The organism is Bacteroides sp. Phil13 (assembly GCF_001940965.1).
Classification (GTDB): domain Bacteria; phylum Bacteroidota; class Bacteroidia; order Bacteroidales; family Bacteroidaceae; genus Bacteroides; species Bacteroides intestinalis.
Genome location: NZ_MSHA01000040.1, coordinates 12,419 through 36,518, shown reverse-complemented (window position 1 = coordinate 36,518; position 24,100 = coordinate 12,419). Strand labels below are relative to the sequence as shown.

The 24,100-nt window shown below is 37.2% G+C and carries 27 protein-coding genes and 2 pseudogenes; 14 read left to right on the top strand and 15 right to left on the bottom strand.

The genetic code is table 11. The features are described 5' to 3' along the window. Window positions 1–149 precede the first annotated feature (149 nt). Window positions 150–770 carry a CatB-related O-acetyltransferase gene (locus BWI44_RS06990; protein ID WP_007667423.1) on the top strand — a complete coding sequence of 207 codons (621 nt, stop codon included), beginning with the start codon at window positions 150–152 and terminating at the stop codon, window positions 768–770. On the opposite strand, the gene BWI44_RS06985 is transcribed toward BWI44_RS06990, so the two are convergent. The 3 genes from BWI44_RS06985 to BWI44_RS06975 form a co-directional block, all read right to left on the bottom strand. Next, window positions 729–1,352, bottom strand: coding sequence for a DUF1062 domain-containing protein (locus tag BWI44_RS06985; protein WP_007667422.1), 624 nt, complete (start codon window positions 1,350–1,352; stop codon window positions 729–731). The two genes, BWI44_RS06990 and BWI44_RS06985, sit on opposite strands and share 42 nt — an antisense overlap. Window positions 1,353–1,462: 110 nt before the next feature. Next, window positions 1,463–2,302 carry an RteC domain-containing protein gene (locus tag BWI44_RS06980; protein ID WP_021967517.1) on the bottom strand — a complete coding sequence of 280 codons (840 nt, stop codon included), beginning with the start codon at window positions 2,300–2,302 and terminating at the stop codon, window positions 1,463–1,465. Window positions 2,303–2,628: 326 nt separating this feature from the next. After that, entirely contained in the window at window positions 2,629–3,564 is a 936-nt protein-coding gene (locus BWI44_RS06975) for a DMT family transporter (RefSeq protein WP_195209485.1), read from the bottom strand. A gap of 1,141 nt (window positions 3,565–4,705) precedes the next feature. Here BWI44_RS06975 and BWI44_RS06970 point away from each other — a divergent pair. From BWI44_RS06970 to rsgA, 3 genes and pseudogenes are all read left to right on the top strand, one after another. After that, window positions 4,706–5,332: pseudogene (locus tag BWI44_RS06970) on the top strand (HU family DNA-binding protein). 206 nt (window positions 5,333–5,538) lie between these two features. Continuing rightward, window positions 5,539–6,351, top strand: a complete 813-nt coding sequence (locus BWI44_RS06965; protein WP_195209484.1) for a class I SAM-dependent methyltransferase — start codon at window positions 5,539–5,541, stop codon at window positions 6,349–6,351. Next, on the top strand, window positions 6,348–7,403 hold the full coding sequence (rsgA, locus tag BWI44_RS06960; RefSeq protein ID WP_195209483.1) for a ribosome small subunit-dependent GTPase A: 1,056 nt from the start codon (window positions 6,348–6,350) through the stop codon (window positions 7,401–7,403). Before BWI44_RS06965 ends, rsgA begins: the two co-directional genes overlap by 4 nt. A gap of 86 nt (window positions 7,404–7,489) precedes the next feature. Here rsgA and BWI44_RS06955 read toward each other — a convergent pair whose 3' ends face one another. Then, window positions 7,490–8,266 (bottom strand): glucose 1-dehydrogenase, encoded by a 777-nt coding sequence (locus BWI44_RS06955; RefSeq protein WP_007667406.1) that lies wholly within the window; start codon window positions 8,264–8,266, stop codon window positions 7,490–7,492. A 186-nt stretch (window positions 8,267–8,452) separates the two neighbouring features. Here BWI44_RS06955 and BWI44_RS06950 point away from each other — a divergent pair, with 186 nt between their 5' ends. The 4 genes from BWI44_RS06950 to BWI44_RS22355 all read left to right on the top strand — a co-directional run bounded on the left by BWI44_RS06950 (window position 8,453) and on the right by BWI44_RS22355 (window position 11,580). Next, window positions 8,453–9,805 carry an MATE family efflux transporter gene (locus tag BWI44_RS06950; RefSeq protein ID WP_007667405.1) on the top strand — a complete coding sequence of 451 codons (1,353 nt, stop codon included), beginning with the start codon at window positions 8,453–8,455 and terminating at the stop codon, window positions 9,803–9,805. After that, window positions 9,806–10,105, top strand: a complete 300-nt coding sequence (locus BWI44_RS06945; RefSeq protein ID WP_007667404.1) for a HipA domain-containing protein — start codon at window positions 9,806–9,808, stop codon at window positions 10,103–10,105. Between the two features lie 52 nt (window positions 10,106–10,157). Beyond that, on the top strand, window positions 10,158–10,694 hold the full coding sequence (locus tag BWI44_RS22360) for a zinc-ribbon domain-containing protein (RefSeq protein WP_007667403.1): 537 nt from the start codon (window positions 10,158–10,160) through the stop codon (window positions 10,692–10,694). Between the two features lie 370 nt (window positions 10,695–11,064). Continuing rightward, a complete protein-coding gene (locus BWI44_RS22355) occupies window positions 11,065–11,580 on the top strand; it encodes a DUF723 domain-containing protein (protein ID WP_502688828.1) in 516 nt (171 codons plus the stop codon). Between the two features lie 459 nt (window positions 11,581–12,039). On the opposite strand, the gene BWI44_RS06940 is transcribed toward BWI44_RS22355, so the two are convergent. From BWI44_RS06940 to BWI44_RS06905, 8 genes are all read right to left on the bottom strand, one after another. Then, window positions 12,040–13,824: a DGQHR domain-containing protein gene (locus tag BWI44_RS06940; RefSeq protein ID WP_005679712.1), complete on the bottom strand. Its 1,785-nt coding sequence runs from the start codon at window positions 13,822–13,824 to the stop codon at window positions 12,040–12,042. 13 nt (window positions 13,825–13,837) lie between these two features. Then, window positions 13,838–15,091 (bottom strand): DNA methyltransferase, encoded by a 1,254-nt coding sequence (locus tag BWI44_RS06935; RefSeq protein WP_005679710.1) that lies wholly within the window; start codon window positions 15,089–15,091, stop codon window positions 13,838–13,840. A 211-nt stretch (window positions 15,092–15,302) separates the two neighbouring features. Then, the gene (locus BWI44_RS06930; protein WP_195209482.1) at window positions 15,303–16,181 is read right to left on the bottom strand and encodes a DUF5712 family protein; all 879 of its coding nucleotides are present in this window, start codon (window positions 16,179–16,181) and stop codon (window positions 15,303–15,305) included. 4 nt (window positions 16,182–16,185) lie between these two features. Beyond that, window positions 16,186–16,770 carry a BfmA/BtgA family mobilization protein gene (locus BWI44_RS06925; protein ID WP_005679708.1) on the bottom strand — a complete coding sequence of 195 codons (585 nt, stop codon included), beginning with the start codon at window positions 16,768–16,770 and terminating at the stop codon, window positions 16,186–16,188. A gap of 284 nt (window positions 16,771–17,054) precedes the next feature. Continuing rightward, window positions 17,055–17,387, bottom strand: a complete 333-nt coding sequence (locus BWI44_RS06920; protein WP_057282202.1) for a helix-turn-helix domain-containing protein — start codon at window positions 17,385–17,387, stop codon at window positions 17,055–17,057. A 128-nt stretch (window positions 17,388–17,515) separates the two neighbouring features. Beyond that, entirely contained in the window at window positions 17,516–17,935 is a 420-nt protein-coding gene (locus tag BWI44_RS06915; RefSeq protein ID WP_353744907.1) for an RteC domain-containing protein, read from the bottom strand. Next, on the bottom strand, window positions 17,889–18,128 hold the full coding sequence (locus tag BWI44_RS06910) for a hypothetical protein (protein WP_081030727.1): 240 nt from the start codon (window positions 18,126–18,128) through the stop codon (window positions 17,889–17,891). Before BWI44_RS06910 ends, BWI44_RS06915 begins: the two co-directional genes overlap by 47 nt. A 78-nt stretch (window positions 18,129–18,206) precedes the next feature. After that, window positions 18,207–18,788, bottom strand: coding sequence for a cysteine hydrolase family protein (locus BWI44_RS06905; RefSeq protein WP_195209480.1), 582 nt, complete (start codon window positions 18,786–18,788; stop codon window positions 18,207–18,209). A gap of 127 nt (window positions 18,789–18,915) precedes the next feature. On the opposite strand from BWI44_RS06905, the gene BWI44_RS06900 reads away from it, so the two are divergent. Next, complete coding sequence (locus BWI44_RS06900) at window positions 18,916–19,251, top strand: winged helix-turn-helix transcriptional regulator (protein ID WP_165017848.1); 336 nt, start codon at window positions 18,916–18,918, stop codon at window positions 19,249–19,251. A gap of 31 nt (window positions 19,252–19,282) precedes the next feature. Here BWI44_RS06900 and BWI44_RS06895 read toward each other — a convergent pair whose 3' ends face one another. Both BWI44_RS06895 and BWI44_RS06890 read right to left on the bottom strand, forming a co-directional pair. Next, entirely contained in the window at window positions 19,283–19,636 is a 354-nt protein-coding gene (locus BWI44_RS06895) for a cupin domain-containing protein (RefSeq protein ID WP_195209479.1), read from the bottom strand. A gap of 100 nt (window positions 19,637–19,736) precedes the next feature. Beyond that, a complete protein-coding gene (locus BWI44_RS06890; protein WP_195209478.1) occupies window positions 19,737–20,306 on the bottom strand; it encodes a Crp/Fnr family transcriptional regulator in 570 nt (189 codons plus the stop codon). 220 nt (window positions 20,307–20,526) lie between these two features. Here BWI44_RS06890 and BWI44_RS06885 point away from each other — a divergent pair, with 220 nt between their 5' ends. The 4 genes from BWI44_RS06885 (at window position 20,527) to BWI44_RS06870 (ending at window position 22,304) form a co-directional block, all read left to right on the top strand. Next, window positions 20,527–20,841, top strand: a complete 315-nt coding sequence (locus BWI44_RS06885) for a helix-turn-helix domain-containing protein (protein ID WP_195209477.1) — start codon at window positions 20,527–20,529, stop codon at window positions 20,839–20,841. Then, window positions 20,828–21,121 carry a DUF3876 domain-containing protein gene (locus BWI44_RS06880; protein WP_195209476.1) on the top strand — a complete coding sequence of 98 codons (294 nt, stop codon included), beginning with the start codon at window positions 20,828–20,830 and terminating at the stop codon, window positions 21,119–21,121. Before BWI44_RS06885 ends, BWI44_RS06880 begins: the two co-directional genes overlap by 14 nt. Before the next feature lie 49 nt (window positions 21,122–21,170). After that, window positions 21,171–21,464 carry a helix-turn-helix domain-containing protein gene (locus tag BWI44_RS06875; RefSeq protein WP_005800254.1) on the top strand — a complete coding sequence of 98 codons (294 nt, stop codon included), beginning with the start codon at window positions 21,171–21,173 and terminating at the stop codon, window positions 21,462–21,464. 204 nt (window positions 21,465–21,668) lie between these two features. Beyond that, complete coding sequence (locus BWI44_RS06870) at window positions 21,669–22,304, top strand: DUF5710 domain-containing protein (protein ID WP_195209475.1); 636 nt, start codon at window positions 21,669–21,671, stop codon at window positions 22,302–22,304. Window positions 22,305–22,657: 353 nt separating this feature from the next. Here the strand turns inward: BWI44_RS06870 and BWI44_RS06865 are convergent. Continuing rightward, window positions 22,658–23,125, bottom strand: a pseudogene (locus BWI44_RS06865) (site-specific integrase); the annotation flags it as partial. Between the two features lie 328 nt (window positions 23,126–23,453). Between BWI44_RS06865 and BWI44_RS06860 the strand changes: the two are divergent. Then, on the top strand, window positions 23,454–24,100 hold a 647-nt coding region (locus tag BWI44_RS06860; RefSeq protein WP_286812461.1), incomplete at its 3' end, for a phage integrase SAM-like domain and Arm DNA-binding domain-containing protein.

Here is a 24,100-nt window from a genome sequence, read left to right as displayed (position 1 = left end):
CATAGTCTTTAATCACAATGAAATGGCAACTTTGTAAATAGCTTCGTTTAGTATGATAGGGCAATAGTTAAGTTTGTTGCCCAACTTAATTGTGACCGTTTCCGTCACAAGATATTAAAATACTAAACATACAAAAAGAAGTAATTACAATGAATACGAAAACATTTCCACGTACCAATGATTATCAGACTATTTATCTGAATACCATTATCAATAATCCGAATATTATAGTTGGTGATTATACCATATACAATGATTTTGTAAATGACCCGACCCAATTTGAGAAGAATAATGTTCTCTATCATTATCCTATCAATCAAGACCGCTTGATTATCGGAAAATTCTGTTCCATTGCCTGTGGGGCAAAGTTTCTTTTTAACAGTGCCAACCATGCATTGAGATCCTTGTCCAACTACACATTCCCCTTATTCTTTGAAGAATGGGGATTGAATAAGAAAAATGTAGCCTCAGCATGGGATAATAAAGGGGATATCATTATAGGTAATGACGTCTGGATAGGTTATGAAGCTGTTATTATGGCAGGAGTGCATATAGGAGATGGAGCCGTCATCGCAGCCCGGGCAGTGGTAACTAAAGATGTTCCTCCCTACACCATAGTAGGAGGAACACCTGCCAGGAAAATACGGATGCGATTTGAGGAAGAGACAATCGCTAAGCTGCAACAGATACAATGGTGGAACTGGCCTGTTGAGAAAATACGTCGATCCTTACCCTATATCATGGAGGGAACGGTTGACAGACTTATCTAATTCTTCTTTTTGTATCAGAATCATATCTCCATCTTTCACCTTATGTTTTTGGGGTGGTTTGTTGCCTGAAATGATAATTATACCATCTTCGAACATACGTTTCACCTGATTGGCAGAGAGTGAGAAGCATCTTCTGATTAATGATGATAATTTGAGATCAAACTCAAACTCGCACTTGATGTGGATTTTGATAACCTCATTGGATAGATTCAGCAAATCTTCAAATGAGGTATCAGGAACGACTACATATTCTACGCTACCATAATCCAGTCTCAGGCTATTCTTTTTCTCCATTTCTGTAGAAAAAGCATACTTCCAGGCCGTATCTTTATCATTCATTGAAAAGCTATGGAATAATGTCTTGTCAATCAAATCCGGTTTACTACGTGATAACAAAGTGAGGTTACAGGTGTTGTCGCACTTCACGCATCTGTAAATCAACCATACATCTATATTTTTCTTTTGAGCATTCATCCTGAACTTGTCGCTACAATAAAATCGGTTACTATCGCAGTGACTGCACTTCTTAATTAATAAAGGGGGATTCTTCGCCTTTACTTCCCATGTAATTGTTGTCTCCATAAATAAGCTATTATCTTTCTTTGCGGGTTAAGCTATTTTTTGGCAAAGTTGGATATTAGCTATTTGCATAATTCACAAGATGTCACAAGACGCAGTGAAATATTCTTTGTTTACTTGTCAAGTTTGTCCATCATTTGGGTTATTTTCTCTTTCAGTTTATCCAGAAATTGTGTCCTACTCTTCTTCCTGTTCCTGATTTCAAGAAATATCCGGTAGAAATCACCAATCTCAATATCAAAAAGAGCTTCACAGCAGAAAGCAATGTCTTTCAGGTTCGTGTTACCATTATTAAAGCACTTTCCGGCATATAGTGCATAAATGAATTCTACTAATGAAACTTTACTTTCAGTCCATTGTAATAGTTTACTTTCTATGATGGAGGTGAACTTAAGATGCAGTTTTTCCGATAATGCATCAATCTCTGTGGAGAGATAATGGGTGAGTTGCTTATTTGCTAAGATCTCTGCTACGCTGGAATCATGCAAAGTGGAAAAAGAAGTATCTCTGTCCAACGAGTGACAGTGAACATCCGCAAGGATATCATAATGCTTTCTCATGAAATACAGATGATCTGAGTCGGTTTTACCGGATTGATAATAGTTATAGAAATTCTTGTCTGAAGAGACGTTCTTCAGACTTTCGTATTCTTCCTTCAAATATTTATATTGAGCTGACGGTGATTTCCCAATCCGGTTCTTTTCAATCTGATACAGACGGATATAAAATATCAGTAGACCGGATATTTGTGGTTTCCGGACTTTAAAGAAAAGAATTTCCTCCTCGGAATTGATAAACTGATAATCCGCAACGGTTGCTTTTAGTCGGGCGAGTGAAGTCTGTATGAAGCCGACTATTTGCTTTATCTTATCAAGGATATCAATATCTTGTTGCTCAATTCTTTTGATTTCTACTTCTATATCTTGCTTAATGTTCTTTACGAAATTCTCCATTCGCATTCAGCGCATCCATAACTTTCAGGCGGTTGCTGCGAAACCTGCTAAAAGTCTGAATTGCAAATTACAATTGCCTTGCAGAGACAATGTAGTTAATACTAAAAATGATAAAATGAAAAACCTGTCCGAGTAGGATTACTCAAACGAAAGAAATTAGCCTGTGGTTTGTGAGGCTAATATTAAGCAATAACAAATTTAAGAATTGTGCCCAAAATATCTGCTTTAAGAATTCGGAACAAATATAGTTCTTTTTTCGTAAATCCCCTAAATCTATGGTCAAAATGTAGATTTGGAGGGATATTCTAACAGATAGCTTGTTTTGTCTATTTTTTGGGGTGCTTCAGCGGTAATCGTGGAAACAACTTCCTGAACCGTACCAAATGCGTCGTAATATTGCTTCCGGCTATAATAAACGTCACAGCCATGATGATCAATACAATTCCGCAACACAATCTCGGTGTCAGGCTTTCCCCGAAGATCGTTACTCCGAAGAATACAGCCGTGACAGGTTCCAAAGCTCCAAGGATAGCCGTAGGAGTAGAACCTATGTATTGCACGGCTTGCGTCGTACAGAGAAAGGATATAGCTGTAGGGAAGATAGCCAATGCAATCAGATTCCCCCATAAATACCATTTATCGACAACGTGCAGGCTTTGCCCGAAGTCTACACGAACTAAAAAAAGCGACAGGCCGAAAAGCAATACATAAAAAGTAACTTTAAGTGTTGCCACGTCTTTTAATATCGGCCGGTTTACCCCCACAATATAGATAGCGTAGGAGAGGGCTGATGCCATGACTAACCCAACGCCAACCAGACTGAGGGTTGTACCGTCACCTCCTTTATAAAGTAACCCTATACCGCTTAAAGCCAGAAAGATACATAGGACTGTTTGTAATGTGACTTTCTCTTTGAAGGCGACAGCCATAATCAGTGCTACCAAAATCGGATAGACAAACAGTATCGTTGAGGCAATACCGGCTTCCATATAGTTATAGCTTTGAAATAGGGTAAGAGAAGATATGGCGACCAACCATCCCAGTATGACTAATGGCAATATTTCTTTCCGTTTCAGACTAAAACTTCTGCCTCTCGCTTTGAGCATAATCCCCAAGATGGGAATGGCGAACAGATATCTGAAGAAAAGAACGGAATCCGGATTCATACCTTCCTTATATAGCGGAAGGGTAAAGAGGGGATTCATACCATAAGTGGCGGCAGCAACGGCTCCCAATATATATCCTTTGACTTTTGTATTCATAAACACTAAATTATTTCTTAGTTTTGGCTTTCTTTTTTAGGGGGAGCAAAGGTAAATCTTTTCTTTATATATTATTATTACAGATCTCTTAATTTTTGCTTTTTCTTTCCTTGCTTAGCTGTATGTCTGAATTTTAACTGGCTATATTTCAAATGTTTCAAAGAACGAACATAGATTTTAATGGAGCGGAAATGAAGTGCCGTGATCTATCAGAACTATGTATTGAACCCCGAACTGGTATCTTATATATAATTGTTGTAATCTGGTAGAACTCTCCTTTTTCCATAATGAATGATTAGGGAATATTTTGTGATTATATCCGACACCTATGATACCATTCTTATCAATTTCACTCTAACTCTGTTGCGTGAATATTGATGGTCTGTAGCATATCCGAAACATCAGCCGGAGTGATTCCCTGGCATTCTATCCTTAATACCTTTTCCCAATCTTCAAAGTCTACATTCCGTTTATGAATCTGAGGATATTGTGTAAACAGTATCCCAATTCTTGTTATGTCTTACTCCTTGGTGATGGAGGTTCGGAAAATAAAAATACTATCACTTAGTTTAATTTAGTCTACTTAATTTGTCTGAAAGTACCTGGTTACGGAGGTAAAGGTAAATCGAAATATCCTTCAATAAAGAGTTATTAGACAAACTTCATGTTGCTTATGACGAAATGAGTCTTGACTACGACGAACTTAAAACAATAGGGCCCCCTATACTGTGAAAAGCTATAGGGGAGAAATGTATAAGCATATTCATGCCCTATGATTTTTTTATAAAAAGTTGTCCGAAATTGCTATCTTTTCAATCATTCCTTCAACTTCATCGGCCGAATTCATTATATATCCGTCAAATGCCGCTTGCATGGCAGGTTCGCTAAAAACTTCCTTTATCCCTGTCAAAAACTTGCTTTACATTAAAGTAAAAGTTACCTTTGCCGTAGAGAAAACTATAACCGAAACTTCTGATTGTAAAACCATACCTTCTGATTGTATAACCGAAAGTTCTGATTATAAAACCGTAACTTCTGACTAAAGTTTGCAGTATAAGTAAAGCAACTTTTCTCCCAATGTAAAGCAGCTTTTCTTTTAATGGCGAACAACTTTTTCATTAATGTCTGATAAACAAAAGATATGGCATACTATGTAATGGAAGAAATGCCCGACATTCACAAGACGGGCGAGCGCGTTCTCTATCCACGCTTTGCAATGATAGACCAGGTTTCAACAGAACAACTGGCACGCAACCTGTCGGAAAGCAGCGGCTTCAATGTGGGTGATATAATAGGAATTGTGAAGTAACTTGCCATCGAAATGTCGCATCAGATGGCAGAGGGACGCTCCGTTAAACTGGATGACATCGGAACTTTCACTCCGGCTTTGATGCTGCGCACAGGCAAGGAGCGGGAAGAAGCGGGAGAAAAAGCGAAGCATCGCAATGCACAGAGCATCGTGGTGGGCAAAGTCAATTTCCGTGTAGATATGAGTCTGGTGTATCGCATCAACGGTCGCTGCCTGTTGGAGCGGGCGCCTTGGAAAACCCGTCGTTCTTCGCAAAAGTATGCTCCGGAGCAGCGTTTGGCACTGGCGGTAAAGTATCTGGAGTCACATTCTTTTCTTACTGTCAGCGAATATCAGCAATTGACCGGGTTGTTGCGCACCACTGCTACGAATGAACTGAAAGAATGGGCGGCCCTCCCGGATTCCGGCATTGATACTGCCGGACGTGGAGCACACAGGGTTTATGTGAAGAAGGGGTGAAAAGAATACACGAAATTTGTTGTAAATCAAAATATTATTTATCTTTGCACCATGACAAAGACATTCAAATCGGATTTGGTTTAATAAACAATCTGTGTTTTTGATACAGATTGTCCTTTCGTTTACTCTCGGATAACTCCTTTCGAGAGTAGTTTTCTATTATTATAATTCAAGTTTAATCTGCGTACAATGATGAAGGCATTGTTATGCTTTCCATGTATGCAAAATACATTAAGAAAATGAGTAACGAAAATAAAACAATTCACGATTTCGAACTTCAATTAATCTGTGACTTCTTCTCCAATATGGAACGCCAAGGGCCCGGAAGTCCTGACGTAACACTGAAAGCGCTGAGCTTTATAGATAGCCTTACCGACAAGTCCCTTATCGCCGACATCGGTTGCGGAACAGGAGGACAGACAATGGTATTGGCCGGGCATATTACCGGACAGATTACCGGACTTGACCTTTTTCCCGACTTTATTGATATCCTCAATCGTAATGCAAAGCAATCAGGTTTGCAGGACAGAGTGAAAGGCATTGTCGGTTCTATGGATAACCTTCCTTTTCAGAGTGAGGAATTAGACCTGATCTGGTCGGAAGGAGCCATTTATAATATTGGTTTTGAACGGGGATTGAATGAGTGGCGTAGATATTTGAAGCCGGGAGGATATATTGCCGTTTCTGAAAGTTCGTGGTTTACTGACGAGCGTCCTGCGGAAATCAATGACTTCTGGGTGAATGCGTATCCTGAAATAGATACGATTCCCAATCAGATAGCCAAGATACACAAAGCTGGTTATCTTCCCGTCGCTACATTTATTTTGCCGGAGAATTGCTGGACAGAGCATTACTTTGCTGCAAAGATTGAAGCTCAGAAAATCTTCCTTCATAAATATGCGGGAAATAAGATTGCTGAAGAATTCAGTTCGCTTCAGTTTGATGAAGAAGAACTGTACAGCAAGTATAAAGCCTTCTACGGCTATACATTTTTCATCGCAAAAAAGATAGAACAATGATTTATTTGAATAATTACGGTTGGAATGACAAGTTACACCAACTAAAACAAGAGTCTACATACAATTCCCTTACACATGGACGTATATCCATCGTACACCGTACATGTTACGAGGTTGTTTCAGAAAACGGTCTGTTTCAGTGTGAACTGACGGGGAATATGATGTATGGAAAATCAGACTTTGAACTCCCTTGTACCGGTGATTGGGTACTTTTTCAACCATTCGACGAACATAAAGGGATTATAGTGGATATGCTGCCTCGTGAACGGACGCTATATCGCAAGAAAAACGGAACGGTTTCCGACAAACAGGCCATTGCCTCGTATGTCGACAAGGCATTTATCGTGCAAAGTCTTGATGATAATTTCAATGTTCGCAGAGCCGAGCGTTTCATGGTTCAGATGCAGGAAGAGAATATCAATCCTGTATTGGTATTTAACAAGGCTGATTTAGGGTTTGATAGGCAGAAAGTCGAAGAACAGATCAGGCACATTGCCCGTCAGATACCGGTGTTTTTTACAAGTATCCATCAACCTCAGACGATTCTCCAATTGCGGGAGTCTATATCGGCCGGCGAAACGGTTGTGTTTGTCGGTTCTTCGGGGGTAGGGAAAAGTTCTCTGGTGAATGCGCTTTGTGGGGAATCGGTATTGTTAACGTCTGATATCAGCCTGTCCACGGGAAAAGGAAGACATACTTCCACTCGTCGGGAGATGGTATTGATGGACGGTTCAGGGGTATTAATCGATACTCCGGGTGTCCGGGAATTTGGTTTGGCCATTGATGATACCGATTCTCTTGCAGAGGTGTTGGAGATTTCCGATTATGCTGTATCGTGTCGTTTCAAGGATTGCAAGCACATCAGCGAACCCGGATGTGCCGTTTTAGAAGCGGTAAGTAGTGGTATATTGGACCGTAAGGTTTATGAGAGTTATCAGAAACTTCGACGGGAAGTGTGGCATTTCTCCACTTCTGAACATGAAAAGCGTAAAAGGGATAGATCCTTTTCAAAACTCGTGGAGGAGGTGAAGAAACTTAAATCGGATCGCTAATTTCTATTTAGGCAGTGCAGTATTCTTTTAGTAGAATAGCTGCATTGTTTTATATGTCCAATTATGATTTGAATTATCTGTAAATATCAATCGAGTGTCTGAATACCCCCTCCGTTTACAAACAGCGTTTGTCCGCTAACCCATTGCGAGACGGGTGCGGCAAAATAGAGTACTGCTCCGGTAATGTCACTCACCTCGCCCAGACGTTTTATGGGAGTATGTTCCAGCATCTTTGCTTCTATTTCGGGAGTCAGCACTGTAGATAAGGCATGGGTTCTGGTAGCTCCGGGACCTACGTTGTTGATACGTACTCCCATCGGACCGAAGTCGAATGCAAGATTACCTGCCATGTGGTTCAGGGCTGCTTTGGAAGAGGCATAAGCACTCATATTCGGACTTTTATTAATACTGCCCATCGATGTGATATTGATGATGCTTCCATAACCCGATTCAGCCATGTGAGGTACAACAAGCTGGCATAAACGCCATGCACTGAATAGATTGAGGTTGAATACCCTCTTGAAGTAAGCAATGTCTATCTGGAAGGGATTCTCCCGTCCGCCACCTCCTCCACCGGCATTGTTGACCAGAATATTGACCGTTTCATACTCTGCGACAGCTTTATCAACCAGGTTTACTAAGTCTGCGTCATTAAGCACATTGCAGGCTACAGCAATCGCTTTACCTCCATTCTTAACGATTTCATTTGCAACAGCCTGGGCTTTTTCAAGTACCAGATCACTTACCACTATGGAAGCTCCGAAGTGCGCGAGTGTTTCGCAACTTCCTTTTCCAATGCCATCTCCACCACCGGTCACTATGGCTACTTTTCCGCTTAGATCAAAAAGAGAATCTATATTCATTGTTATGCTTTTATATTATACAAGAACATGAGAGCATGAAAACAGTTCGACTGGGAATATTTGATTTATGAATAATAAACACGGAAATGATTTATTTCCGTTTCTTGGAAAAGCCGCACGCATTACCTTTGGGGCGAGTGGAAATTCTCATACCTTTGCACTTGTTTTTAGAAAAGAAGAATCACGATGATCAATAAATATGAAGAACGTCTGGGAACCGAGCGTATGTTACCACTGGTTTTCAAAATGGCGCTTCCGGCAGTAGCAGCACAATTCGTCAATTTGCTTTATAGCATTGTCGACCGTATCTATATCGGACATATACCGGGTATTGGGACGGATGCATTGGCAGGCGTAGGGGTAACAATTTCTCTCGTGGTATTGATTTCTTCTTTTTCAGCAATTGTAGGTGGAGGTGGTGCGCCACTGGCTGCCATAGCCCTCGGGCAAGGTGACCGCCAGCGTGCCGGAAAGATATTGGGGAATGGTTTTACCTTGCTGATTCTATTTACTTTAATTACTTCCTTCATTGCCTATACCTTCATGGAGCCTATCCTGCTCTTTACAGGCGCTTCGGAACATACATTGGGCTATGCGGTCGATTACCTTTCCATTTATTTGCTGGGAACTGTTTTTGTGGAGATTTCCACCGGGCTGAATTCCTTTATCAATGCGCAGGGGCGTCCTGCCATTGCCATGTGCTCTGTCTTAATCGGAGCTTTATTAAATATCATTCTTGATCCTATATTTATCTTCTGGTTTGATATGGGGGTGAAAGGTGCTGCTTTGGCTACGGTGATTTCTCAGGCTTGCAGTGCCGCATGGGTACTGTCTTTCCTGTTCTCCCGGAAGGCTTCTCTGCCTTTGGAGAGGCGCTATATGAAGTTAAACCGAGGGATTGTTATTGCGATGCTGGGGCTGGGAGTATCTCCGTTCATTATGGCCAGTACAGAGAGTTTGGTGGGCTTTGTGCTGAATAGTAGCTTGAAAGATTTTGGAGATATTTACGTTAGTGCGTTGACGATATTACAGACTTCGATGCAGTTTGCCAGTGTACCGCTGACGGGGTTTGCGCAAGGCTTTATTCCGGTTGTAAGTTACAATTATGGCCATGATGATAAGCAGCGTGTGAAGGACTGTTTCCGTATTGCACTGATCACCATGTTCTCTTTTAATCTGATTCTGATGCTACTTATGATCTTGTTCCCTTCAACGATTGCATCTGCTTTTACAAGTGATGAAAGGTTGATAGGAACGATTCGTTGGACTATGCCTGTCTTTCTAGGTGGTATGACCATATTCGGCTTGCAACGTGCCTGTCAGAATATGTTTGTTGCATTGGGGCAGGCTAAGATATCCATTTTTATCGCTTTGCTCCGCAAGGCCATTCTGTTGATTCCGTTAGCACTGATACTGCCGCATTATATGGGAGTGATCGGAGTATATGCAGCTGAGGCTATATCTGATGCTACGGCTGCAATTTGCTGTACGCTGTTGTTCTTTTGGCAGTTTCCTAAGATATTGGGGAAGATGAAATAAATGATAATATATTATCACTTCAATGTATTGATTTCAAATAGGGATGATTATGCCAAAAACTTATTTTTCCAATGGGTTAACGGATCATGGAAACTTTCGCTGGCTTATGACCTTTTGCTAAGTAACGGTTTTAATGGTTACCATACCACGACTATTAATGGAAAAGGAGAGCTTGCACTTGCTGACGTCATTACGTTGGCAGCTGAAATAGGGCTATCAGAACAATATGCAACTCAGACTATAGAAGAATTGACTGAGAAATGTGCTGCAAGAAAGATGGTAAAATTCAGGTTGAGATAATTACCGGCTTGATGAATATCATTTAGTTTATAACTTGACCGGTTTTAGTCATATGGCAAAGAAAAAAAATCATATAGACTTCTGTCATGAATTGAAAGCAAAGAATTTAAAAGTTACTGTCTTGGGAATATACAAGGATTACAACTCTAAAATTGCTGTAAGATGCGACAAATGTGGTTGTGAATGGTCACCAAGGGCAGGAAGTCTATTGCACGGTCATGGCTGTCCCAAGTGTGCCGGAGTCAAACTGAAATCTCATTCAGAGTTTGTGAAAGACTTAAAATCCCAGAGAGATGACGTTATCATAACTGGTCGGTATGCGAAGGCACTCGAAAAAACTAAATTCAGATTCTTGAAATGTGGACATGAGTGTGATATCACTCCTGCACATGTTCTTAGTGGCAGGGGATGTCCGGAATGTGGACGATCCCAGAAAGGAGCGTCTCAGCGTTTGACAATGGAGATATTTTTGGAACGTCTCCATAAAATCGATCCGAATCTTGTAGCCAGCGAAGGTGCAACGTATATAAACAATCATACACTGATGCCGCTTCAATCACTCATTTGCTCATATTCTGGGCGAATCTAAAGTCATGTCAAGAGAAAAAACGGTGATAGGGGTTGAATTAGACATATATGTGCCTGATTTAGAAGTAGCCGTAGAACCCGGTTAGTGGCACTGGCATAAAAATATAGTAGCGAAAGACTGGGAAAAGCATCTATTGTGCAAAGATAAAGGTATCAAACTCATAACTATATACGACCACTATGATGATGCAACAGTTCCTTTCGATAATTGCTTGGTGACACATTGCGATCTTGTTTCTCGCCGTAATACAGATAAACTGATTGAAATAACAAAAAATATCCTCTCCGAATTCGGATTAAATTCGGACCTTGGTACAAGTGAGTGAGAAAAAAATGACTTTGTTGAAAGATTAAATTTATTACAGCCCAATATTATCCCTCTGGCAGAATATATCAATATTGATACTTCTATAAGAATAAAATGTAAAGTATGCGGCTATATATGGTCTACCCAACCCTATCATCTTGTAGCGAAACATAATAGAACCGGCTGTCCAAAATGTGCCAATAAAGCACGGAGGACCCATGATGATTTTGTTAAGGAAATCGCAAAGCTATTACCTACAATTAAAATTATAGGAACCTATGTAAGTAGGCATAAACCTATAGTGGTACAATGTAGTGCATGTGGTAAGACTTGGCAGGCATATCCGGGAAATTTATTGCGGAGAAGTGGCTGTAAAAGTTGCAAATTGAAGAATACGATACAACAAAGAAGCAGGAAAATAAGATGTATCACTACAGGAGAGATTTTTAATACATTTAGAGAAGCTGCTGAAAAATATAGTATAAGCTCGGCAATCTGTTTGTGTTGTAAAAATGATCCTAAACATAAGCATGCTGGAGGGCTAGAATGGGAGTATATTATACTTTCTGATACTCTTTGAAGCTGAAGTAATCGTTTTTCATCTGGTGAGGCTTTATTATTGGATATAATGGTTACTCTTTTGCGTTGATTTTAGGTCACGAAAGCGTGTCTTTCTGTGACCTTTTTTAGATCTTGGGTCATGGACGCTATACAAAGAAAAAACTCCTACAATATATTGGTATTGTGGGAGTTTTCTTTTCGTTGTCTGGTTTTGTCCAGCTTTTCAGTGATCCGCCTGGGATTCTCCTTACAGAGATACCACGCTGATATTTAAAACTTTATATTTCTTGTTTCAAGCATATCCCATGAATTATCCCACTAATTTGCTACGTGCTTTTGCGGTAGTTTGCTCATGGAGAATACTAGGGGCAAAGATAGCTTAAAATCTCTTATGAGAAATAGTAATTTGAAAAAATAAAATGAAATATCAAAAACAGATCAAATAATCGTTTTTAGTTAAAAGACAACTCTCATTGAATCATATGGCATTTTCAAAATATTTTGCATATATATCTTTACCCATTTTTCTATATTGGCTAGATTTGTATTTTTTAAAGTCAAATTTGTCGATGTCTTTTAACTTTTCTTTATAGTTTTGAATATCTGATATTTTATTATTCTCAATTAGTAATCTTAATACATTTAACACTCCATTTATAAATGTAACATTTAACATTCCATTAGGATTTTGAGGAGTATATGTTTCCCATTTGTCTGAGCTTAATTCGGATTTAAATGCAATTAAAAGATCTCTTATTTTCGTAATGCAAAAACTAATATATTCATTCAATATTTGATATTCTTCTGATTTCCTTTCTTTTAACCTGGCTTTATCTTGATTTTCCCATAAGCTGTATAAACTATCTTTGCTTTTTATGTCGTCAAGTTTAATTAATGGTTTTAAACCAAAACTGACAATTGAAGCTGTTTTAATTTTGCCCTTTTCAAAAGAGTATTGCTCAATCAAATTACTTAATGGTCCATTCGAATTCAGCCCTTTTAAAATTCTTTTACCTATAGCGATATTTGAGAATGGAGTAATCATTAATTCTATTTCTTGTTGCAATTTAGGCTTTACTTTGGTCTGGTTTAAATTAATTTCTAAAAATAGATTAGCTTCAAACTTTAATCGGCTTTCTTTACTTTCCTTTTGAGGAAATAAAATTCCAGTAACTAATAAATTTTGTATCTTTCTCAGTTTGGCAATATGAGGTTCGTAGATATCATCTCCTTCATGATAAGCATAGGTTCTATGTTGGCCATCAATTAGTCCTATGATATTACACTCATCATTAATCTCTATCAAAGCCGGAGTTACATTTGTAGAAGCATTATCTCCTTCAAATTCACCTTTATCATTTATAATAATAGGATTTCCTTTGCGATCAAATAGTTTAATTTGGTTTTCTGCAATTGTAGAAATAATATTGTTTATAAAAACTCTGCTATTTTCCGTCAAATATTTTCTCATACTTGATATTTTTTTTGCTTCGAACATTCTTTGGTAGTAGCCTATGTTTTCTTTTTCTCTCCAACCTTCTTGGCGCAAAACATAAGCTCTTTTTATTAATGATTCAGCATCAATATAGAAAGATACAATTTTATAACCTTCTTTGAAAGAACTTTTTTCTTCTGGTAAAATATGTCCAGAGAATTTGTTGATGGAAATATGTCCTGATCCTAATATGTTTTCACCAAATTCGTTAAATGGGATGCCTATAAATTCTAAGAATTCGTATTTACTTGATTTTTTTATTACTTTTGTCAAACTTTTGAAATATTGTACTATGTGATAATCAAAATAAATAACATCATTAACAACACTTTTATGTTCTTCTGATATGCTTTTTTTAGAGCAATATAAGATTTTCACTCTTAATTGATTAATGGAATATTTATCTTTAATGTTATCTTGGTAATACTTTTTAAAACTGCTAAGCTTTTCTTCTTGCAGCATAAAATTTATGAAGGCTTTTTTATCACTATTAACTCTGTCATAGAATATACTTTTCTTTAACAAATGAGGATCTCCAATGGTGTATTCTGTTAGTAAAATAACATTCTCAAATATAAATATATCATCTAATTCCGATGTTCTCCCTTCATAATTAAATTCTTTACCATCAATATAAGATAGCTTCTCGAAACCTATATTTTTAAGGATATCGCATATCTCTTTTTTCTGATTTCGTTGCTCGTTGCGTTGAGAAATTTCGGCAGAAGAGAGTCTTTTCTTGGTTTTCTTTGTATTTTTCTTAGCCATAGTAGGAAATCATTTAGTCGTAATCTTTTTCGTTTAAATCAACACAGATATCGCTTATCACTTTAACTTTTGGGGATGATATATCAATATCTTTAATATATGAATAGGAATTAGTTTTTGAATAACCAAAAATATTTTTTGATTTTACTTTATTTTCTTTTACGCACTTAAATATTGCTTCTATTCCAAATTTTGACAAAGGAGGCTTGACTATAATTTCGTTGATAAGTTTTAAAATATTATTTGATTCAGCATCACCTATAATTTGATATTCGGCAACTATAGACTTATTTCTTTTACTACTTTTATTTTTTATCGTAACAAAAATTTTAAAATCATCCCTTGCTGTTTCTTCTTCAATTTTATTTATAAGTAAACGAGCAAATTTTAGTGCCCTTAAATTTAAGATTTGTGTCTCAAAGTTACTCTGATTATTTTGTTGCTCCAATAATTCATATTCTTTCCGGTATTTTTTTATCGTTCGCTTAATATAATTTTCAAACATTTTTATATATTCATTATTGAGTTCAAACCCAATGTAGTTCCTTTTCATATAAGCAGATTGAGTTAGCACTGTTCCACTTCCTGCAAAAGGGTCTAATATTATATCATTTTCATCTGTGCTTATTTGTATCATGGTTGCTACTAACTCTTTTGGTAGTGGACAAAAATGACGAATATACTCATCTCCCCAAGATCCTTGAACAGGAATAGGGAATTCCCATATTTCATCTAATGCTTTTCCTTTCGGATTATATCTTTCTGGGTATTTAACCCACCATTTTTTTAATTGTGAGGTGTCGTAGATTCTTACTTTATCTTTGTTCGACTTATATTTCGGAGACTTTGAAAAGAATAATATGTATTCAAATTTTCTTTGCATAAATCCATTTGTAGACCAAGGTACTGTTTTATCTTTTTTCCAAATAATTATATCTTGGAGAAACCAACCTATATCTTTAAGTTTATTAGCTAGATCAAAAGGTAGAGAAACTACTTGATTATTTCTTTTGAAAGTATCAATTATAATCCAAAGTGTACCATCATCTTTTGTGATTTTCAAGATTTGTCCAAATATGTTTTGCAAATCATTTAAGTAGTCTTCATATATCTGTCCATAGCCAACTTGATTTTCAGAACCGTAATCTTTCATGTCGAAATACGGTGGTGATGTGATCGTAGTCTGGATTTCTATATTTTGCGGTATTGATTCAAGAATATGCCTAGAGTCAATATTGTATACTTGATTTAATTTGTTTTTTGCCATCTTTCTTTTACGATGTATGTATACTTATTTAAATTATATCAGTTAAACAAGTTTACTAGATGTAGACTTGTTAGTAAGTGGGTTTCACTTATGGAGTACAAAAATACAAATAAAAACAAAAAAGTAGTATAACTTTGTCTTCAAATGTTTTACCAACTTGATTTTAGTGTGCTAAAGTAACTTTATCGTGCTATTTAATAGTTAGTGTTGATTATAGTCTTAGAGATTTTTTCTTTTTCTTCTTATTAGGTTTGGGTATGTGTTCATTATGTTGGGATGAAAAACTTGTTTCAGATGAAATGAAAGAATTAAGCGAACTGCATATTTTGTCTTTTTCAAAATCGATAGAAATAAGGCTTTGCTGATTGCTATACTGATCGACTTCTATTATTCTTTCATCGAATTTAACTTCTTGCCCTTGTAGCTTAAGCTGTTCATATATAGAACCGTTCTTCATGGTATTGGCATACTCAAATGATTCAGATAGTTGGCGATCATAGCGAAAGAGTTTGTCAAAGCCCTGTTCTGCTTGTTGAAAGAGGTTCACTCGGTCAAAACCACCTATGATTATCCCTTTCTTGGTGCTTTTGTGATTTGTAAGCGGTGACAACTTCTTTTTGTTGGATTGGTCTTTTCGACTGACAATCAAATGACAGTGCATATTCAGTTCATTATCTGAACGGTTGCGGGCAAAGTGAATCTTCCCATAAAACTTTATATCCGAAGCGGATAGTTCTTTATTGAAGTTTTGGGCATATTCAGGAATAAACACCTCACGGATATAGCGTTTCATTGCTTCGGTTTGTTCTTGTTCTGTGTTACCCATCGCTCGGAGTTCTCTCTCCGATGGACTGACATGAATAGCGTAAAACTTAGCATCTGTTTTTAGGAGTTGCCCGATATTGCTATCTATATCTTCTATGACGGCTGATTTACATATGTTATCCTCCGTCAGGTTGAAAAAGCCTTCGGTATAAATACCTTTTTCCATCCGTTCCAAATCTTCGTGCTCCAAATAGCTTGCCAGTTGTCGGCTACTCCCTGCATTGTTGTATGTTCCTTTCGAGCGTGGGGCAAAATCGATGTGCATAAGCCTATGTATTTATCAGGTTGATAATCTCTACTTTTAGGCTCTCTTTCCGTTTGCTATCCATCACACCACAAGCGGATAACTCCGAATAGAGCTGTATTAGGTGAAGTAACTTTTTATAATCTCGTTGGTGTATCTGGTAGAGTGCGTTAATCTGTTTGGACTGGTTGTTTATCACATCGGCATGATTGCCGAACTGTTCGCTTAACTTTTTCAGCACGGCTGTTTGTCTCTCCTGACTGGCTTCCAGTTGAGAGAGAATAAGAGTTTCCATAGTTTTGCCGATAGTATCAAAGCGTAAAGCGATAGAATTTGTAGCCCGTATCATGGGATTCAGTTGTTCTTCCTCATAGTGACGGATGAAACGGATAATATCATCCTGTCTCTTATTTATTTTCGCCAGTTCCAATTTTACAGATTCCGGTGCTTCGGATGGGTTGATATGTGCCTTGTCTATATATCCGAACGCCAGTTTTACAACTTCACTCTTTTTCAGTGAATAGCGTTTGCATATCTTCTCTACCAAAGCTGCCGTTTCCTTGTCTATGGAAATGGTAGTGAATATCGTTTTTCGACTGTTGTTTGGCATGGTAATTACTTTTTTATAGAAATATGAATAGATAAATGCTTGATAATAAGCATTGCAAAGAAAATGCTTATTACAGGTATCATTACAGCGTGTTTTTGTAACACGCTAAAGCCGAAGGCTTTGCCCCGCAGGGCAAGAGTGAAGAACAGGACTTGTCCAGTTCCCTCTTGCTCGATTTAGCGAAACGGGCTGAACCGATAGGTGAGGCAGTTTGTGCTATATCGGGGTGGTAGCACAAAGCAATAGCCTGAACACAGGCTTCTTTCCCCTGCTACTTTTTGCTATCAGGGCTGATTAGCCAACTGATTGGCTTTTTCAAACTGTTTGTAGGTTTGAGAGTCGGCATATTCCCGGACGAAAGCCCGAATATCGCTGGCTCTATAATACGTTTTTCGCCCGATGGTAAAGTAGGGAAGTACACCTTTCGCCCGATAGCGTTGTAAAGTTCTAAAGGATGATTTTAGGAGAAAAGCTAAATCTTGGTTATCCAATAGCTTTTCGTTTTCATCGAATACAGTATCGGTGTTGATAAGAGATTTCAAGTCTTGTCCGATTTCAGTGAGTTTTTTGGATAGCTTCTCCATCCACTTCTCGAAGTTTTCGTTATCTATATACATTTTGCTTCAATTTTAAGTTCAACATTATTATTATCAATCGATTGATGAAGCAAAGTTCGGTAAATGGATGCAAACTAATTAGGGGTGTACCAGTGGTACTCCCCTATAAATTGTAGATAAGATGTTGATTATCTGTATTCTTTGTTTTCTCGTTCTTCGATAATAAACTTCCGAAGTTCATCTAAAAATTCAGTTAATTTAGTAGGCTTACGGGAAATTACACTTTCATGTTTCTTATAACAATCGCCTAATTTAATATTGAATAGTTCTTCAAAAGATTTTGTGATAACAGATAATGGTACAGGTGTACCGTTCTTGTATATGATTCGTTTGGATAGGAATAGACCACTAACTAATTCCATTATGTTGATTAGTGTGGTTTCGTCTGTTAAATAGAAAGTAGAAAAAGGTTGTGTCTTCTTGTGCTTCTGAAATTGTTCAGGGTATTGAATTCGTAGATTCAAGATACGGATTTCAGTTTTTATAAGTTCTATTGCTTCATCAATAAGTAGTAATGGTGCAATTTTCCCCTTGCCCAAATTGTACACGGTACGATTTGAGCCTGTTTAGTCCAAAAGAAAAATAGCGTAACAAAATGCTATAATCTTGTTCATTCATACTAATATCAGCTAAATGTTTAGCCAATTCTTCGATAGCTTCTGTAAAATCTAATACAGGTGCTTGCTGCTGTGAGTATTCCGACAATAGTCGAAAAAATCTCAATTTAAGAATGTTATTCATATCTGATTAATAAAAAGTGTCCTACTTTGTTTTTTGCTAAAAATAGGGTGTGAAAATACAACTGTGAGCATAAATAAACTAATCGTTTTCATCTTTCTCCTTGTTTGTTAGGTGATTTATATATTCTTTTGTTGTAATGATAGTTGAATAGTAATGGTTGAGCGAAGACAGAAAAGCTGCGTGTACGTCTTTTGCTTTTATTATTTGATCTTGAAACTCTAAGTTTTTTGTTGCACAAGCATCGGATATTATTATGCAGTTATAACCGAGGTCTTTAGCCGCTCTTACTGTTGCATCCACACACATTTGCGTCATCATTCCACAGATAACTAAATCTGTAATATCCTGAGAGCGTAATAAATTATCTAATATAGTCCGATGAAAACTATTAGGGGTATGTTTAATAATAACATTCTCTTCTTTCAGCGGTGCAACATTTTCATGTATTTTCGCTCCTTTAGTGTTGGGAAGAAAAAATGTTGCACCCTGTTTGGTAGAAATATGTTGTATATGTATTATGGGTAAAGACTGTAATCTAAAGTGTTGCAAGATTACTTGTGCTTTTAATCCAGCTTCGGAACTTCCAACTAATGGATTCAATCCTCCTTCAAAATAGTCATTTTGAATATCAATGAGGAGTAATGCAATTTTTGTTTTCATATATTTCTGCTTAATGTTTCTGCAAAATTAAATGTTTACTACCTTTGTATCAAGTATGTACAGAATTGTATGGTACATACTAAAATGTATCTAATGTAGATAATCAGTTCAATACGTCTGAAATAAAATGAATAAGAATACTAAAAAAGAGGTTTGCGTCCTTGATTATGCTTTCCAAAGAATAGGTGGAAAGTATAAGGGACGAATTCTTTGGGCTCTGTCTAAACATTTGGTTTTGCGTTATGGTGAACTTAGCCGTGAAATGTCAGATATAAGCACGAAAATGCTAACACAGACTTTAAAAGAACTGGAAACAGACAATTTGATTCATCGCAAAATGTATCCCCAAGTACCACCAAAAGTAGAATACTCATTAACTGAAACAGGTAAGGAACTTATTCCTTTTATTCAATATTTGGTTGATTGGGGATATAAAAAAATGGCAGATGACTCACTGGAATAATTCTCATTTTCAGGAGTATAGAATGGCTTTCTTATTCTTTCTTATGTGGTAGCAATGTAATCAAATCTTCATCACCTTCTAATAGGTAATAAGCTACAAATATTAGAGGGGTTGAATCTGATGCATTATCAAAATGTAAAATAGGTTGATTTTTAGGCTCGTAAAAAGCTTCACCTGCTTTTATTAGATATGAACTTTGTCCCTCTATTTGAAATAATAAAGTTCCCGAAACTACATAACCCACAACTGGGCAAGAGTGAAGATGATAATCTGCTTTCCCCTTTTGAGGTATTACAATCTTCTTAATTTCGACTTTTGATAAACTCTGTTTATCATGTAAATGAACTGTCAGAAGATCAGTTCTAGTTACTGTACTCTTTTTCATACAAATGCAGCTATTTAGTGATAAAAATAAAACGAATATCAATACTTTATTCATGATTTCTTTGTTTTGCTGCAAAATTAGGGTGAATGAGGTAATTATGTCATTGACCTATGTTAAGAGATTTAAGCCTGCTCAAAGATTCTGGCTTAATACCAAGATAAGATGCAATATGATATTGTGATACATGCTGTTCAATATGCGGACACGTTCGTAAAAGCAATTTATACCTATCCAATGCACTATCCATCAGTAGTGATGACTCTTTACGGCACTTTCTGATAAAGAGTGTATCTGCAATATACTTTCCTAGCTTATACCACTCATTAGATTCCTGTAACAAAAGTTCGTAGTTAGATTTGGATAAACTCAGTATGAGAGAACTCTCTAATGCCTGTATGCTTCCTATACTTGGTTCTTTGGTTAGAAAACTTCTATAGGATGTTGTAAAAGAGCCATCTGTATAAAAATCACTAGTATATTCTTCACCATCTTTTTCTATATAAGAGCGAAGTGTTCCCTTTTCAACGAAACCTATAAAAGTGCACACTTTACCCTGCTGCAAAAGAAAATCTTTCTTTTTTAACGATAATCTTTCTGTTACTTCTATCAATCTCTCATAAGAGCTATTTGATAACTCAATTTCTTCTATTATCAATTTCTTTATGTCCATGATGTTCCTTATTAGTTCTACAAAAGTAGGCATAATATTGTATTAGAAAAATGTGAGGCTCTAATTAAACCATATTCAGGCTATTTTAGAGCATAGAATATGCCTAATCATGCCTTTATCAGACACTTCTGGACAGTTTTGAAAACTACTCTTGATTCTTCTTTCATTTGCCGATGAAAATAGAATCAACACGTTTTATAAACCATTAAAAATTAAAAGTATGGAAGTAGTAACCATTGAAAAGAGAACCTTTTCGTATGTCTGCGAACGGTTCACCGAGTTTGCCAAACGAATAGAAAGTTTGTGCAGCACTCATAGCCAGAAAGTAGAAAACTGGTTGGATAGTCAGGAAGTGTGCCTGTTGTTGGGCTTTAGCAAGCGAACGCTACAATATTATAGAAGTAGTGGACGGCTGGCTTATTCTCAAATCCGCAGCAAGATTTATTATAAGTCTTCCGATATTGAAAGAATTATTGCTGACAGTGAAACACAAAATCAATTATCCAAACAAACCACGCCTTATGAAAAGAACTAAAGAAGATTACCCGCCCTTCAATCTGTTTTCCATTGTCGGCACATGGGAAAGTGTTAATCTGAATCCTACGGTTATTATCTACCGGAACGATAAAGAGTATCATCTTTCTATTATATATGTATCAGAAACCACTAAACAGGCTTCACCCGCTACTTATGAGATACAGCAAGATGGTAGCCAGTATTTTATTGCCACTGCATCCAAACGGATTTATATAGATTATGATTCAGCAAAAGACGTACTTAGCATTTCATCACTGGGTGACTATCTGCGTAACTAGCTATCTAGCTATCTTGAAATCAATATTTCAATAAAATAATCTTTCAATCATGGAACTAATAAATAAAGATACCCCACAAGTCAAAGAATTTATTTCTTCACTTGATTTGATGCTGAATGGCATTGAATCTATTGTCAAGCACTACAAGCCCCACCTGAACGGGGAACGCTTTCTTTCTAATAATGAAGTTTCCAAGAAACTGAATGTCAGTTTGCGAACCCTGCAAGAGTGGCGAGATACAGGGCTAATCCCCTTTATCCAGATAAAAGGTAAAATCATCTATCGCCAGAGCGATATTGATAAGCTGCTCCAAAAGCATTACTTTGAAAGTTGGAAAGAATAGCTATCTAAAAGAGTATGAATTCCACTATCTTCAAAAGATGCATTTTTTTATTATAGTAGAAATTAGACCTTTGCAACCTAAAAGCACTTGAATCTCAATCTTGTTTAGTTAGATTTTAAAATTTAATTTGATGTATATCTTATTAATTTCTTATTTTTGTAAGCATGAGTCTTTTATATGAAAGTTAAATTTAAAATGTAAATTATGCCGCTAAAAATAAATGTGCCTTATTCCGAAAAAGATTTGGCAAAAGAAAAAGGTGCTTTTTGGGATAAAGATAATAAGACATGGTTTGTTCCCGATTATAAAGACATCAATTTATTTTCTCAATGGATTGACACAGATAAGGTATCAATAATTGCAAAAGCACCTTTCTGGATAGGGGTAACTCAAAAAACTTGTTGGAAGTGTGGCAGTATGATTGACGTGATAGCTTTTGCATCTAATAAATTTTGGATATATGAATATTCAGATGACGATGAGGCATTACAAGAATGGTATCTCCAAGATTATTTTTCTTTTTTCTATATGCCTGGTTATATTGAGAAAGAAATTTTAGATATTGTATGTTCACGTTTTCCTACTTTTAAACTGGGATTTTCTAAAACTGTTAATGGAAAGTATTGGGCGAATCATTGTGAGCATTGTAATGCTCTGCAAGGTGACTTTTTCATGCATAATGAACCCGGTGGAGAGTTCTCTCCTATTGATATGGATGGTTACAAAGCTATAACTCTAATAGAGTTTCCATATAAATTTGATTTACCAATAACTGCATCTTATTCTTGGGCAAGTAATGAAAAAGATATTTTAAGGTATTGTCCGAAAACGCAGTGGTAATAGCCATATCCTTATCATATGTTTTTTTGTTGTATATCTTGTTTTGAATTTAATAGGAAATGTTTCTTTTGCAGAAGATTTAGAAAACATTGTTTTTCGGAATTTAATTTGAATCATTGACTTTTCCAGTGAAGTATTTAGTCTGTGCAAGTCTTTAGATGAAAATACGCTCGAACATAGTGAGAGGAAGATTTTCATCTAAACCGAAGGATCGGACTTGAACGGACTGAATACGGAACTTACCTTTGTCAATGCTTCATATTAAGTTTTGAAAAACTTACAATAAAAGAAAAGGATTGAGAAAATGAAATTCATTCTTCCCAATCCTTTTTCTATATTGGCTACTGCCTCAATTATATAGCCAATTCCGACAGACAGCTATTTACTTTTTGCATATCCTTGAAAATATTCTGATCCAGTACTCGTGCATAGTGTTTAGTCACACTTGTATCTGCATGACCTAACATCTTAGCAACATTCTCCATACTTACGCCATTTGCAAGGCAAATGCTTGTAGCATAGCTATGACGGGCGGTATGTGTGCTAAGATTTTTATGAATTCCGCACACATCGGCAATCTCCTTCAAATAACCGTTCATGCGTTGATTACACAATACAGGTAAAAGTTTTCCGGTACACTCTGCCACATCCTTATATTTATCAAGTATGGAAGCTGCCACAGGTAACACAGGAATGTTACACATGATTTTGGTCTTTTGGCGGTTCTTCCTTATCCAAAGTTCCCCTTTGTTGTCTTTTACCAAGTGTTCGGGTGATAAATCTTTCACATCACTGAACGCCAAGCCAGTAAAAAGATAGAAAACTATCAATGCGACCAATAGAGGAATATAGCAAACAAACGTCAATGCGTTGTAATACAGCAAAATTGCGTTGGTTTGCACAGTTGGGTAAACAGCAAAGACAGGTGGAATAACGAACCTGTTCAGCTACCAAGTCATTACCTGTTTTCATTTCATTCAGATGCAGTCAATCAAGGGTTAAACAGTCAGAGAGTATGACTTTCCATCCGGGAAACATCCTCATTTCCGGCAGATTTAGCCCGTCCGGTTTTGATTGCGCCGTTCTGCCTGATTCTCATATCATTCGACTGGCGAAGTATGAGTAAAATTGCAATCAAAAAAGTAACGCATGAAAACAGAAATGAAAGTGCTGCTCTACATCAAGCGCGGCGGACAGGACAAGGACGGCTTTTCTCCACTCATGGGCAGAATATCCATCAAGGGAAAGGTCAATTCCATCGCACAATTTGCGTGCAAGTTCAAAATCAATGTGCGGTTGTGGAACGCCACAGCCCAACGCTGCACGGGCAAAAGCAAGGTGGCGACAATGGCAAACAGGGAGATTGAACGGGTACTGCTATTGTTGCAAAAGCGGTTCAACGAGCTTTCCGACATGCAGGATGTCGTGACAGCAGAGGAAGTCAGAAACGTGTTTCAAGGTCAGGCTGAAACACAGGATACCATCATGAAGCTCTATGCGGAGCATAACAGCGACTATGCCCTGCGTGTAGGGGTGAACAGGGCGGCAAGCACGTTCTACCAGTACCGGAACACCTGCCGGATACTCGGTGAGTTCCTGAAAGAGAGATACCATGTGTCGGATATGCCTGTCAAGCAGCTGGATGAAAACTTTATCGAAGCGTTTGATATGTATATGCGCACGACAAGGCGTTTCATGCCCAGAACCATCCTCGGACATATCAACCGCCTGAAAAGCGTGATGATGCTTGCCGTGTTCCGCGGCATCATCCCTTTCAGCCCGTTCAAAGGCTATGC